This window comes from Streptomyces sp. CNH189, assembly GCF_000527195.1.
The window spans coordinates 95,252-108,751 of the sequence record NZ_AZUS01000024.1; the positions used below are offsets into that span (position 1 = coordinate 95,252).

The window sequence follows — 13,500 nt, forward strand, 5'->3', positions numbered from 1 at the left end:
CAGAAGCCGTCCACAGTAGAACGTGGCGGGCACGAGGCCGCTCATCGCCGGCCGGCTGTCATAGGAGCAGCAGGCCGCCCGGGACAGCTTCATGCGCATGCGGGTCCGGTCGGCGCATCTCCGGCTCAGGTCCTCGACGTTCCGGGAGTGTGGCCGGGTTCCCGTGTCCCCCGGCCACACCCGTTTTTTCACCCCGCTCGCGTCAACTGAGCGGCTCGATACGAATGTTGCGGTACCGCACCGTGTTGCCGTGGTCCTGGAGCCGGATCGCCGCGGCCGCCGGTCCCTCGGAGGCGCCGCCGCCCGTCGGACCGTCCACGGCCACATCGTCGTGGATCGTCTTGCCGTTCCACACCACCGTGATCCGCGCGTCGGACGTCTTGTCGCCCTCGGCGTCGTAGCGCGCGGCGCGGAAGACGATGTCGTACGACTGCCAGGTCTCCGGCGGTAGGGCGGCGTTCACGTCGGGCGCCTTCTTCTGGTAGATGGCGCCCGCCTCGTCGGTGGCGGGGGTGGTGTCACCGTAGGAGTCCAGGATCTGGACCTCGTAGCGGTCCTGGAGGTAGACCCCGCTGTTGGCGCGGTCCTGGCCGGTGACGTCCGGGGGCAGCTTCGGCAGCCGGTACTCGACGTGCAGCCGGAAGTCGTCGTAGCTGTCCTTGGTGCGGATGTCGCCGCAGCAGACCTCCGCCGCCCCGCCGGCGACCGGCCACTGCACCGGGCGTCCGTCGGTGTGCTGCCACCGGTCCAGGCCCCGGCCGTCGAACAGGGTGACCGGTGCGCCGTGCCGGTCGACGGTGATCAGGTCGAGGTTGACGTGACCGGTGTCGCCCTCGTCGACCCGGTAGGCGACGGTGTTGTGCCCGGCGCGCAGGCGGACCGTCTCCCGCTGGGTGGACCAGGTGTCCCAGTCGCCGGTGCTGCGCAGCTGCGTCTGCCTCACCTTCTGCCCGTTGACGTACAGGGAGAGGGACTTGGTGCCCTGGAAGGGGTTCGGGCCGTTGGAGTAGCGCAGGCCCACGTCGTAGCTGCCGGCCTTGCCGGCCGTGACGTCGAAGGTGGTCGTGGCGCCCTGGGTGCCGTACCGGTCGACGAAGCCGCTGCCCGAGTATCCGCGGTGGTCGGTGTTGATGCCGGCCGCGCCGGTCAGGGACGCCTCCTCCGCCTCGTACACCGGGCCGGGTGCGGGCTGCGGGCCCGGCAGGGCGTTGAGGGTGTACCAGGCCTCGGTGCTCCACAAGGTCTCGCCGGACGCGGAGCTGAACGGGCGCGGGGAGCGGACGTGCACCACGCGGCCCGGCTTGAGGCCGTCGATCGCCAGGGTGACCTTCTTGCGGTCGGCGGACAGCTTCGCCGAGGTCACCTCCAGGGTCTCCTCGGCGATCTTCGGACCGCCGTAGTCGCGGGTCGGGGTGTAGCGCCACTGCTCGGCCCGGTAGTGGCTCACCAGGTCCTCGGCGGTCTCCTGCGACAGCGGCTGGGTGTACTCCAGCTCGAAGCCGCCCTTGCGCACCCGCATGGCCTGGATGTCGAAGGTGTTGCCGCCGTTGGGCGTCAGCTTCTGCAGACCGAACTTGAGCTTGCCCTCCTGGCCCCAGTTGCCGTCGGCGCCGAGGCCGCCGACGTAGATCGCTCCGTCGGGGCCCATGCTGATCCGGTTGACGCCCGCTTCGAGTCCCTGGGTGAAGCGGAAGACGGCGCCCTGGTACTGGCCGTCGACCTTCTCCAGGTAGGCGCGCTGGAGGCCGCCGTAGGTGACGTCGCCGAACAGCATCTGCCCCTTGAAGCGCCCCTTGGTCAGGTAGAGCGGCGTGCTGGGCGAGTTGGCGATCTCGTTCTGCGGCAGCCACAGCACCGGCTGCGTCACCGGCTCCTTGTCGAAGGGGCCGGTGGGATTGGTGTAGTGGTTGAAGAAGCGGTCCTGCTGGACGTGGACCAGCTTCGACGCGGGCAGCCAGCCGCCCTGGTTGTCGGTGACGAACATGCCGCCGCCGGGTCCCCAGCCGATGCCGTTGGGCGTGCGGAGGCCGCCGGCCAGGTAACTGACCTTGCCCGTCTTCTTGTTCACCTTGACGGTCACGCCCCGGCCCGGTGCGGGCTGCGGGTCGGTGGTGGCTCCGCCGTAGTCGATGGCGACGGACAGGTTCAGGTAGAAGTGGCCCTTGTCGTAGAGCAGTCCGAAGGCGAACTCGTGGAAGTTGCCTCCGTATGGCCAGGTGGCGACGGTCCGGGACCGGTCCAGGAAGCCGTCCCCGTCGCTGTCGCGCAGCTCGGTCAGCTCGTGCTTCTGCGAGACGTAGACCGTGCCGTCGACAACCTTGAGGCCCATCGGCTCCTTGAGCCCGTCGGCGATCTTCGTGGCCCGTACCTGGTCGGGGCCGGTGGAGCCGGTGGCGTGGTCGAGGACGTAGACCTCGCCGGCCGTGTTGTCGGTGCCGCCCCAGGTGCTCACCACCAGGCGCCCGTCGGGCAGCCAGTCCATGCCGGTGACCTGCGGTTCGAAGCCTTCGGGGCGCAGGTCGGTGAGCGTGTGGTCGGGGCGTACGGCGTTCAGCGGCAGGCCGTCGCCGGGCGAGTCGGAGATGCCCTCGCACTCCTTGCGACCCGGCGCGGTCACCCGGACCACCCCGGCGTCGGTGCTCAGCGCCTCGTTCGGCACGGTCGTGAAGCCGTCGGCACCCGGCGGCTGCCAGGCCAGGGTGAGCTGCTGGCCGCCGCCGCGCTCGAAGTGGTCGATGCGCAACGGGTGCAGGCCCGCGGTGAGTTCGAGGGTGCCGTCCTTGGGCTCGGCGCCGTGCAGCCCGTCGTGGTCGATCACCACCTGGTCGTCGATCAGCAGCCGTGAGCCGTCGTCGCTGGTCAGCCGGAAGGTGTACGAACCGTCGGCCGGCACCTGGACGTTGCCGGTGACCTGGCTGACGAAGTTGTCCGCGAACCCGCCGAAGTCGTCGGTGGAGCTGAAGTCGACGACCGGTGCCCGCCGGTCGACGTTGGGCGTCTGGCCCGGCTTGAGGGTGCAGATCTCCTCGAGCGGGACCTGCACGTCGAACACCCGCAGTGTGACGCCGGGTTCCTGGGGCGGTACGTCGGCCCGCGGCGCGGCGCCCGGCCGGGCGGAGGCCAGAGGCGATCCCCACACCCCGCCTGCCAGGAAGGCGCCGACGATCAGACCTGTGAGGGATCTTCGGACATGCCGGTACAGCCGTGCGTCCATGCTTCCTCCTGCTGGGTCGACCGGAGGGCCGGATCAACTCCGGTGCCGAATGGGCGAGTACGCGATTACGCCAACGGTTGCGCCGACACGGTAGGAGACTTCTGCTGAGCCCGTCCATACTTTGTCACCGATGAGTTCAAAGTTCGTCGGACGGGCAACGAAGAGGCGGGCCCCGGTACTTACGGGACCCGCCTCTCGTGGAACGCCGGACGACTCAGGGCTTACGGGCGAGACCGCCGTGCTCGGCGATGACCTCCGGGGCCGGCGCGTCGGCCTCCGGACGCCACTGCTGCACCGAGACCACGCCGGGCTCGACCAGCTCCAGCCCGTCGAAGAACGAGGTGATCTGCTCGACGGTGCGCAGGTTGTACGGGACCGCGCCGCTGGAGTTGTAGCCGTCCTGGGCGCGCTCGAAGACCGGGTCGACGCCGCGCGAGCCGTCGTTGATCGAGAGGTAACTGCCCGACGGCAGGGCGGACATCAGCCGGTCGACGACGGACCGCGCCTGGTCGTGGTCGGCGATGTGGCCCAGGATGTTGCTGAGGATCAGCGCGGTGGGCCTGGTGAGGTCCAGGGTCCCGCCCGCGGCTTCCAGGATGCGCTCGGGCTCCAGCACGTTCGCGTCGACGTACGCCGTCGCGCCCTCGGGCGTGGAGTAGAGCAGCGCGCGGGCGTGGGCGAGGACCATCGGGTCGTTGTCGACGTAGACGATCCGGGCGTCCGGCGCGATCCGCTGGGCGACCTGGTGGGTGTTGTCGGCCGTGGGGAGGCCGGTACCGATGTCGAGGAACTGGCGTATGCCCTGCTCGCCGGCCAGGTAGGTGATGTTGCGGCGCAGGAAGGCGCGGCTGCTGCGGGCGATGGTGACGATGCCGGGGAAGACGCCGGTGTAGGCGTCGCCGGCCTCCTCGTCGACGGGGTAGTTGTCCTTCCCTCCCAGCCAGTAGTTCCAGATGCGGGCCGAGTGCGGCACCGAGGTGTCGATCTTCTGCTGCGCTGATCCGGGTGCCGTCGCAGGGTCGGTCATGGGTACCGTCCGTGATGATCCGAGAGCTGTTGTCGCCGCTCAATCTACGGTCCCACAGCTCATCGGCGCAGGCTTGTTCGAAGGTGCGCCGGACGTTCGTACGGGGCCGCCGACACGGTGACGGCGGCCCCGGTGGGGGCATATGCCCGAGGCATGGGTAGGCCCCTGGGTAGGCCCGTTGCTCAGGTGAGTTCGACGAGCAGGTCGCCGCCCTCCACCTGCTGGATGCGGTTGATCGCCAGGCGGGACACCGTGCCGGACTTCGGCGCGGTGATGGCCGCCTCCATCTTCATCGCCTCGATGGTCGCGATCGTCGCACCGGCCTCCACCGCGTCACCCTCGGCGACCACGAGGGTCACCACCCCGGCGAAGGGGGCCGCGACATGGCCCCGGTTGGCGCGGTCGGCCTTCTCGGTGACCGGAACCTCCGAGGCCGCGGCCCGGTCACGGACCTGGATGGGCCGCAACTGGCCGTTCAGCGTGGCCATCACGGTGCGCATGCCGCGCTCGTCGGCGTCACCGACCGCCTGGAGCTCGATCAGCAGCCGGACCCCGGGGTCGAGGTCGACGCTGTACTCCTTGCCGGGACGCAGGCCGTAGAAGAAGTCCTTGCTGTCCAGCACGCTGGTGTCGCCGAACGACTGGCGGTGCGTCTCGAACTCGCGGGCCGGGGCGGGGAACAGCAGCCGGTTGAGGGTCGGGCGCCGGTCCTTGGACAGGCCGTCGCGGTCCTCGGCGGACAGTTCCGTCACCGGCTTGGGCTCCGCACGGCCGCGCAGGGCCTTGCTGCGGAAGGGCTCGGGCCAGCCGCCGGGCGGGGTCCCCAGCTCGCCGCGCAGGAAGCCGATCACCGAGTCGGGGATGTCGTAGCGGCCCGGGTTGTCCTCGAAGTCGCGCGGGTCCACGCCCGCGCCGACCAGGTGCAGGGCCAGGTCGCCGACCACCTTGGACGACGGGGTCACCTTGACCAGCCGGCCCAGCATGCGGTCGGCGGCGGCGTACATCGCCTCGATGTCCTCGAAGCGGTGGCCGAGGCCCAGCGCGATCGCCTGGGTCCGCAGGTTGGACAGCTGGCCGCCGGGGATCTCGTGGTGGTAGACGCGGCCGGTCGGCGAGGCGAGGCCCGCCTCGAACGGCGCGTAGACCTTGCGGACGCTCTCCCAGTACGGCTCCAGGTCGCCGACGGCCTGGAGGTCCAGGCCGGTGGGCCGCTCGGAGTGGTCGGTGGCCGCGACCAGCGCCGACAGCGAGGGCTGCGAGGTGGTGCCGGCCATGGAGGCCACTGCCCCGTCGACCGCGTCCGCGCCCGCCTGGATCGCGGCGAGGTAGGTGGCGAGCTGCCCGCCCGCGGTGTCGTGGGTGTGAAGGTGGACGGGCAGGTCGAACTCCCGGCGCAGCGCCGACACCAGCGTCGCCGCCGCGGGCGCCCGCAGCAGGCCCGCCATGTCCTTGACGGCCAGGACGTGGGCGCCGGCCTCGACGATCTGCTCGGCGAGGCGCAGGTAGTAGTCCAGCGTGTAGAGCCGCTCGGAGGGGTCGGACAGGTCGGCGGTGTAGCAGAGGGCGACCTCCGCCACGGACGTGCCGGTCTCCCGCACCGCTTCGATGGCGGGCCGCATCTGGGACACGTCGTTGAGCGCGTCGAAGATGCGGAAGATGTCGATGCCGGTCGCCGCCGCCTCCTGCACGAAGGCGTCGGTCACCTCTGTCGGGTACGGCGTGTAGCCCACGGTGTTGCGGCCGCGCAGCAGCATCTGCAGACAGATGTTCGGCACCGCCTCGCGCAGCGCGGCCAGCCGCTCCCAGGGGTCCTCGGCGAGGAAGCGCAGGGCGACGTCGTAGGTGGCGCCGCCCCAGCACTCCAGGGAGAGCAGCTCGGGCAGGGTGTGCGCGACCACGGGCGCCACGGCGAGCAGGTCCTTGGTGCGGACCCGGGTGGCGAGCAGCGACTGGTGGGCGTCGCGGAACGTGGTGTCGGTGACGCCGACGGTCGGCGACTCGCGCAGCCGGCGGGCGAAGCCCTCCGGGCCGAGTTCGGTCAGCCGCTGCCGCGAGCCGGCCGGCGGCTCCCCCGCGGGCACCTCGGACAGCTTGGTCATCGGGTCGATCAGCTCGGGCCGCTCGCCGTGCGGCTTGTTGACGGTGACGTCGGCGAGGTAGGTGAGCAGCTTGGTGCCGCGGTCGGCGGAGTGGCGGGCGGTGAGCAGCTGCGGGCGCTGCTCGATGAACGACGTGGTGACCCGCCCGGCCTGGAAGTCGGGGTCGTCCAGAACGGCCTGCAGGAACGGGATGTTGGTGGCCACGCCGCGGATGCGGAACTCGGCCACCGCGCGCCGTGCGCGGCCCACCGCGGCGCCGAAGTCGCGGCCCCGGCAGGTCAGTTTGACCAGCATCGAGTCGAAGTGGGCGCTGATCTCCGTACCCGCGTGGGTGGTTCCGCCGTCGAGGCGGATGCCGGAGCCGCCGGGCGAGCGGTAGGCGCTGATCCGGCCGGTGTCCGGGCGGAAGCCGTTGGCCGGGTCCTCGGTGGTGATGCGGCACTGCAGGGCCGCGCCGCGCAGGGTGACGGTCTCCTGCGACAGCCCGAGACCGGCGAGCGTCTCGCCGGCGGCGATGCGCAGCTGGGCCTGGACCAGGTCGACGTCGGTGACCTCCTCGGTCACCGTGTGCTCGACCTGGATACGCGGGTTCATCTCGATGAAGACGTGGTTGCCGTCGCGGTCGAGGAGGAACTCCACGGTGCCGGCGTTGCGGTAGCCGATCTGCCGGGCGAACCGTACGGCGTCGGCGCAGATGCGGTCGCGCAGCTCCGGGTCGAGGTTGGGCGCGGGCGCGAGCTCGATCACCTTCTGGTGGCGGCGCTGCACCGAGCAGTCCCGCTCGAAGAGGTGGATGACGTCGCCCTGCCCGTCGGCGAGGATCTGCACCTCGATGTGGCGGGGTTCGACGACGGCCTTCTCCAGGAACACCGTGGGGTCGCCGAAGGCGGAGGCCGCCTCCCGGGAGGCCGCCTCGATGGACTCCCGCAGCTGGGCGGGGTCCTCGACGCGGCGCATGCCGCGCCCGCCGCCGCCCGCGACCGCCTTGACGAAGACGGGGAAGCCGATCTCGTCGGCGGCGCGGACCAGTTCGTCGACGTCGGTGGAGGGTGCCGAGGAGCCGAGGACGGGGACGCCCGCTTCCCGGGCGGCGGCCACGGCGCGGGCCTTGTTGCCGGTCAGCTCCAGGATCCGGGCGTCGGGGCCGACGAAGGTGATGCCCGCGTCCTCGCAGGCCTTGGCCAGTTCGGGGTTCTCCGACAGGAATCCGTAGCCCGGATAGACGGCGTCGGCGCCCGCCCTGCGCGCCGCGCGGACGATCTCCTCGACGGAGAGATAGGCCCGGACCGGATGCCCCGGTTCGCCGATCTCGTAGGCCTCGTCGGCCTTGAGACGGTGCAGCGAGTTGCGGTCCTCGTGCGGGAAGACCGCGACGGTCCTCGCACCCAGTTCGTAGCCCGCGCGGAACGCCCGGATCGCGATCTCGCCGCGGTTGGCGACGAGCACCTTGCGGAACATGGTCGATCCCTTCAGCCTGCCGGTGACGATGACCATCGTGTCTGCGGCCCGTCCGGTACGCCATGTGAGCCGGGCCACTCGCCCCGGCACGTCATGACGCGAAAGGGGCCACAGAGGAACGTTTCCCCTCTGGCCCCGGTGCCAGGCGGCGCGTGCGCCCGTGCGGTGCCGTGCTACTCGGTGACCTTGAGCAGCTTGTTGGGCGTGCCGGTGCTGGGGTTGCTGATCGCGTCGGCGGTGGCGCCGTCGGTCAGCGCCTCGGCGACGGCGGCCGGGTCGGCGTCGGGGTGGCCGGCCAGGTAGACGGCGGCGGCGCCGGCCACGTGCGGTGAGGCCATCGAGGTGCCGGAGATGGTCTTGGTGCCGGTGTCGCTGTCGTTCCAGGCCGAGGTGATGTCGGAACCGGGCGCGTACAGGTCGACCGACTCGCCGTAGTTGGAGAAGTCCGACTGGGCGTCGTCCTCGGTGCTGGAGGCGACGGTGAGGGCCTCGGGCACCCGGGCGGGCGAGCCCTGGCCCGCGTCGGCGGACTCGTTGCCGGCGGCGACCGCGAAGGTGACGCCGGAGGCTATGGCCTTCTGCACGGCCGCGTCGAGCGCGGGGTCGGCGGCGCCGCCCAGGCTCATGTTGGCGACCGAGGGGCCCTTGTGGTTCTCGGTCACCCAGTCGATGCCGGCGACGACCTGCTCGGTGGTGCCGGAGCCGTTGTCGTCCAGCACTCTGACGGCGACCACGTTCGCCTTCTTGGCGACGCCGTGCTTGGCTCCCGCGATGGTGGCGGCGACGTGCGTGCCGTGGCCGTTGCCGTCGTCGGCGCTGTCGTCGTTGTCGACGGCGTCGTAGCCGTGGCTGGCGCGGCCCTCGAAGTCCTGGTGCGTGATGCGTACGCCGGTGTCGATGACGTAGGCGGTGACGCCCTCGCCCGCCTGGTCGGGGTAGGTGTAGGCGCTGTCGCCCGCGGTTTCCGCCTGGTCGATGCGGTCCAGGCCCCAGGACGGCGGGTTCTCCTGGGTGGCGGTGGTGCGGTAGGTGCGGTTGGCGACCACGGCGCCGACGGCCGGGTCGGCGGCGAGCCGCTTGGCCTCCGTCGCGCTGAGGCCGTCCGCGGCGAACCCTTCCAGGGCCGCCGTGTACGACCGGCTGAGCTCGCCGCCGTACTCCTGCGCCAGTTCCTCGCGGTCCGCGGACGTGGTGCTCTCGTCCAGCAGGACGATGTAGCTGCCGGCGACGGCGTTCGCGGCGCCGAGGCCGAAGACGGTGCCCTCGGCGGGCGGGGCCGCCTGGGCGGAGGTCGCCCCGAAGAGGGCTGCCGTGCTCGCGGCGGTGACCGCGCAGGCGGCGGCGGTGACCTTCAGTGCGACGGTGCGCATCCGATGCGTCATGAAGAGGGATCTCCTCGTCAGGTGTGGGGGGTTGACCTCCGGCGCGACATCACGGGGAGGCTGACGAGAAGACTGACCAGTTGTCGCGGTCAGATCAATGGTGGCCGGTGGCGGCGGACGCCGTGCGACGGCACATCTCCACAACGTCCGCCCATGTCGGAGCCAACCGATCGGCAAAAGCCGAGCTGAGCGGGGTGCTTGAACGCGCCAACCAGCGCCTGGGCGAGATTCGTGACCATCCCCTCACCCAACCCTCACCGGGCGGGCGTTTCGGACTCTCGCGTTCCGGGGCGCCGCCCGGGGTCAGCGGAACAGGTCCGCGTGGCGCCGGGCCCAGTCGGAGAAGGCGCGCGGCGGGCGGCCGAGGACGGCCTCGACGCCGAGGCCGGGGCGCAGTTCGCCCTCGGTGGGCTCGCCCAGGATGCCGAGGGTGGTCTCGACGACGTCCTCCGGCATGAAGCGCAGCATCGTCTCGCGGGCCTCGGCACGGGACTGCTCCACGAACCGCACCGGCTCGCCGAGCGCCGCCCCGATCTCCTCGGCCTGTCGGCGCGGCGTGACGAGCGCCGGGCCGGTCAGCTCGACGACGCGGCCGCTCGGCCCGGCGTCGCGCAGGACCGCGGCGGCGACCTCGGCGATGTCCGCCGGGTCGATCACGGGCAGTCCTACGTCGCCGAACGGCGCGGTGACAGTCCGCGTGGCGCGCACCCCCTCGGCCCAGGCCAGGGTGTTGGAGGAGAACCCTCCGGGACGCAGCACCGTCCAGTGCGTGCCCGACTGCCGTACGGCGTCCTCGATGCCGCGTGCCACCGCGCCGTGCGACGCCGAACCGGGCCGAGTGGCGACGCCCTGACTGGACAGCAGCACGATGCGCCGGACACCCGCGGCCTCGGCCGTGCCGACGACGGCGTGCGGGTCGATCAGGTGGGCGGAGGCGCCCCCGTTCTGCAGGAACAGTGCGTCGGCGCCCTCGAACGCCTCGCGCAGGCCGGCCGCGTCGCTCAGGTCGGCGCGCACCGGCCGTACGCCGTCCGGCACCCGCGCTGCCGTGATCCCCCTCGACGTCGCGGTCACCCGCTCGCCGTCCGCCGCGAGGGAACGGACCAGTTCCCGGCCGACGTTCCCCGTTGCCCCGGTCACCACAAACATGAACAACTCCCCTGTTGTCTCGGTGTGGTGAGGACGCTAACAGCCTGAATATAGTAGGTACCTAGAAGATAGTGACTTCCCCGGAGGGGTGCGCATGGCCGACGCGACGCGGATGACGACCACCGGAAGCGAACCCGCATTCGCCTGTCCCGTCAGCCCGGTGGTGGACATCGTGTTCAGCCGCTGGACGACGCCGGTGCTGTGGGCCCTGCACACCTACGGGCGCCAGCGCTTCGTCGAACTGGAACGGCGCATCGGCACCATCACGCCGAAGGTGCTGACCCAGCGTCTGCGGCAGCTGGAGCGCGACGGACTGGTGGTGCGCACCTACCACCCGGAGGTGCCCCCTCGGGTGGAGTACGAGATCAGCGAGCTGGGCCGCAGCCTGGCCCCGCTGTTCGCGCACCTGACCGAGTGGGGCGCCGCCCACCTGGACCGGGTCGAGCGGGCACGGCAGGAGTACGACGCGGACCCGGCCCGACGGTGAGCCGCCTGCCGGACGGTCAGGCCTGGCCGGTCTCGAAGCGGGAGATGCGGCCGTCGTCGTCGACGGTGAAGGACCAGCTGGTGCGCATCTCGCCCCAGGTGTCGTTGCTGTAGCGGGCGACGAGGCGCCGGCCGCCGTCGGACTCGTTGTCGACCTCCATGTGACCGTGCGAGGAGAAGATCTCCCGGTCGGTCCACTCGGCGAGGTCGCGCTCGGTGCCGTCGTCCGCCATGGTGGCGCCCGGCGCCAGCAGGGCCATGAACGCCTCCCGGTCATGGTTGTTGACGGCCGCGACGAAGGCGCGGACGGCCGGGTCGCTGAGGCGGGTGATCTGAATGGTCATGCCGTCAGATTCGACCCGAAGTCCCGCCCCCGCCACCCGCGTCACCCGATCGGCGCCGGTGGCGGGCCGGGCCCACGGCTCCGGTGGGACGGTGGTCGGGGCCAGACCACCGTGCACGGGGAGACGACGTGACCTGTTACGACCGACGCGACCTGGGACTGCTGCTGCTCCGGCTGGGAACCGGCGGGGTGCTCGCCGCACACGGTTCGCAGAAGCTGTTCGGCTGGTTCGGCGGTGGCGGCATCGCGGGCACCGGCCAGTTCATGGACTCCATCGGGTACGCGCCCGGCAAGGTCAGCGCCACGGCGGCGGGCCTCGCGGAAACCGGCGGCGGGCTGCTGCTCGCACTGGGGCTGGCCACTCCGGCGGCGGGTGCGGCCGCCGCCGGGGCGATGGCGGGCGCCGCCGCCGTGCACGCGCCGAACGGCTTCTTCAACCAGGAGGGCGGCTTCGAGTACGCCGCGTCCCTGGGCCTGACGGCGGCCGGTCTCTCGGTGACGGGACCGGGCCGGCTCTCCCTCGACCACCTGCTCGGGCACGCGGCCGACCAGAGCTGGATGGTCCCGGCGGCCCTCGCGGCGACGGCGGCAGCCACGGCGGTGGCGGTGGGGGCGCGCAGCCGGCGCCTGCGGAAGGCCCGGGAGGGTCAGCAGGGCGTGCTGTTCGAGTAGCGCGTCACGGCGGGGCGGGCACTGTCGGTGGCCTGTGCCAGGCTCTGCGCCCATGAGCGAGCACCTGTCTTCTCCGCCGGCCTCCGCCGCGGGCCTGTGGGAGTCCATCGACGAACTGTGCGGCTGGCTGGACGCGAACAGTCCCGTCGACGGCCCCGAGCGCCTGCTGATGCGCGTCCTCAAGCTGTCCGAGGAGGTCGGCGAGGTCGCGCAGGCCCTGGTCGGTGTGACCGGTCAGAACCCCCGCAAGGGCGTCACGCACAGCTGGGACGACGTGCGCGCAGAGCTGTGCGACGTCGCCGTCACGGCCCTGGTGGCGCTGCGCACCCTCACCCCGGAGGCGCGGGAGGTCTTCACCCGCCACCTCGACCGCATCACCGAGCGGTCACTGGGCGCGTGAACACCCGCCGGGGGCCCGTGAAGGCGTGAAGCCCCGGCGGCGGCCCGTGGGGGTGTGGTCCCCACACCCGGCCCGAGGGGCGTGGTCCCCGTGGCCGGCCCGCCGCGCGTCGCCGTCGGAGCGCCTCTCAGCAGGACCTGTCCTCCGGCAGGTGGGTCTCCGCCCACCTGCCCAGTTCCTTCAGCGCCGGTTCCAGCGCGGCCCCTGACTCCGTGAGGCGGTAGGCGACCCGCAGCGGCGGACCCTCGTCGACCTCACGGACCAGCAGTCCCGCCGCGCCCAGCTCGGCCAGCCGGTCGGAGAGCATGCGCTCGCTGATGCCGGGGATGGCCCTGCGGAGCTCGGCGAAGTAGGCGGGCTGCTCCACCAGCACGGCCACGATCGGGCCGGTCCACCGCTTGCCGAGCAGCTGGAACACACGCGTGATACCGCCGTCGACCTTTTTGCACGCCTCTGTCCCATGTACCCGCTCCGCCGCCATGCCCTCAGGGTACTGCCGCCCGTAGGAGGTGAAAAAAAGTAAGTACCTGTGTTATTCATAGTCCAGTACGAATCCGCAGCGGTCGCGTGTCACGCGTCCCGCTCCTCCGACCATGGGAGAAACCCCAGATGGCCACGCTTCTGCACATCGACTCCTCCGTCTTCCCGGCCTCCGCCTCCGCGTCCCGGGCCGTGGCGCAGACCTTCCGCCAGGCGTGGGAGGAGCAGCACCCCGAGGGCACGGTGATCCACCGCGACCTCGCCACGGACCCCGTGCCGCACCTGACCGCCGAGTCCCACCTGGCGGCCCTGACCGACCCCGCGGAACACACCCCGGAGCAGGCCGCCGCCCTCGCCCGGCGGCTGCCCCTGATCGAGGAGATCGAGCGGGCGGACGCGCTGCTGATCGGCGCGCCGATGTACAACTTCACGATCCCGTCCACGCTCAAGGCCTGGCTGGACAACGTGATCCTGGTGGGCCGCACCGCGGGGGACGCGCCGTCCGCCAAGGGCACCCCGGTCACCGTGGTCGCCAGCCGCGGCGGCTCCTACGCCCCCGGCACGCCCCGCGAGGGATACGAGTACGTGCAGAACTACCTGCGCGCGGTGCTCGGCGACATGATGGGGCTCGACGTCGACTTCATCGTCCCGGAACTGACCATGGCTCCGCGGGTGCCGGCGATGGCGGACCTGGTCCCGCTGTTCGAGAGCTCACGCGAGCGCGCCCACCAGGACGCGACCGCCCGCGCCCGGGCCCTCGGGCACCGGCAGGCGGCCTGACGGCACCTCA

At 71.8% G+C, this 13,500-nt stretch carries 11 protein-coding genes; 4 read left to right on the plus strand and 7 right to left on the minus strand.

Annotated features, from left to right (window positions below; all coding sequences use genetic code 11):
* Positions 1 to 202: 202 nt before the first annotated feature.
* From B100_RS0128340 to B100_RS0128360, 5 genes are all read right to left on the minus strand, one after another.
* Entirely contained in the window at positions 203 to 3,214 is a 3,012-nt protein-coding gene (locus tag B100_RS0128340; RefSeq protein ID WP_024887780.1) for a 3-keto-alpha-glucoside-1,2-lyase-like domain-containing protein, read from the minus strand.
* Positions 3,215 to 3,428: 214 nt separating this feature from the next.
* Positions 3,429 to 4,241 carry an SAM-dependent methyltransferase gene (locus B100_RS0128345; protein WP_024887781.1) on the minus strand — a complete coding sequence of 271 codons (813 nt, stop codon included), beginning with the start codon at positions 4,239 to 4,241 and terminating at the stop codon, positions 3,429 to 3,431.
* A 182-nt stretch (positions 4,242 to 4,423) separates the two neighbouring features.
* Complete coding sequence (locus B100_RS0128350; RefSeq protein ID WP_024887782.1) at positions 4,424 to 7,798, minus strand: pyruvate carboxylase; 3,375 nt, start codon at positions 7,796 to 7,798, stop codon at positions 4,424 to 4,426.
* Positions 7,799 to 7,971: 173 nt separating this feature from the next.
* Positions 7,972 to 9,180 carry a S8 family serine peptidase gene (locus B100_RS0128355; RefSeq protein ID WP_024887783.1) on the minus strand — a complete coding sequence of 403 codons (1,209 nt, stop codon included), beginning with the start codon at positions 9,178 to 9,180 and terminating at the stop codon, positions 7,972 to 7,974.
* A gap of 303 nt (positions 9,181 to 9,483) precedes the next feature.
* The gene (locus B100_RS0128360; RefSeq protein ID WP_024887784.1) at positions 9,484 to 10,329 is read right to left on the minus strand and encodes an NAD(P)H-binding protein; all 846 of its coding nucleotides are present in this window, start codon (positions 10,327 to 10,329) and stop codon (positions 9,484 to 9,486) included.
* A gap of 94 nt (positions 10,330 to 10,423) precedes the next feature.
* On the opposite strand from B100_RS0128360, the gene B100_RS0128365 reads away from it, so the two are divergent.
* Positions 10,424 to 10,816: a winged helix-turn-helix transcriptional regulator gene (locus tag B100_RS0128365; RefSeq protein ID WP_024887785.1), complete on the plus strand. Its 393-nt coding sequence runs from the start codon at positions 10,424 to 10,426 to the stop codon at positions 10,814 to 10,816.
* A gap of 16 nt (positions 10,817 to 10,832) precedes the next feature.
* Here the strand turns inward: B100_RS0128365 and B100_RS0128370 are convergent, their stop codons facing one another.
* Complete coding sequence (locus tag B100_RS0128370; protein ID WP_024887786.1) at positions 10,833 to 11,159, minus strand: nuclear transport factor 2-like protein; 327 nt, start codon at positions 11,157 to 11,159, stop codon at positions 10,833 to 10,835.
* Positions 11,160 to 11,287: 128 nt separating this feature from the next.
* Between B100_RS0128370 and B100_RS0128375 the strand changes: the two genes are divergently transcribed.
* Entirely contained in the window at positions 11,288 to 11,830 is a 543-nt protein-coding gene (locus B100_RS0128375) for a DoxX family membrane protein (protein ID WP_024887787.1), read from the plus strand.
* Positions 11,831 to 11,882: 52 nt separating this feature from the next.
* Positions 11,883 to 12,230, plus strand: a complete 348-nt coding sequence (locus B100_RS0128380) for a MazG-like family protein (RefSeq protein ID WP_024887788.1) — start codon at positions 11,883 to 11,885, stop codon at positions 12,228 to 12,230.
* A gap of 127 nt (positions 12,231 to 12,357) precedes the next feature.
* Here B100_RS0128380 and B100_RS0128385 read toward each other — a convergent pair whose 3' ends face one another.
* Complete coding sequence (locus tag B100_RS0128385; RefSeq protein WP_024887789.1) at positions 12,358 to 12,711, minus strand: winged helix-turn-helix transcriptional regulator; 354 nt, start codon at positions 12,709 to 12,711, stop codon at positions 12,358 to 12,360.
* A 128-nt stretch (positions 12,712 to 12,839) separates the two neighbouring features.
* On the opposite strand from B100_RS0128385, the gene B100_RS0128390 reads away from it, so the two are divergent.
* Complete coding sequence (locus B100_RS0128390) at positions 12,840 to 13,490, plus strand: FMN-dependent NADH-azoreductase (RefSeq protein WP_024887790.1); 651 nt, start codon at positions 12,840 to 12,842, stop codon at positions 13,488 to 13,490.
* The last annotated feature ends 10 nt before the right edge of the window (positions 13,491 to 13,500 follow it).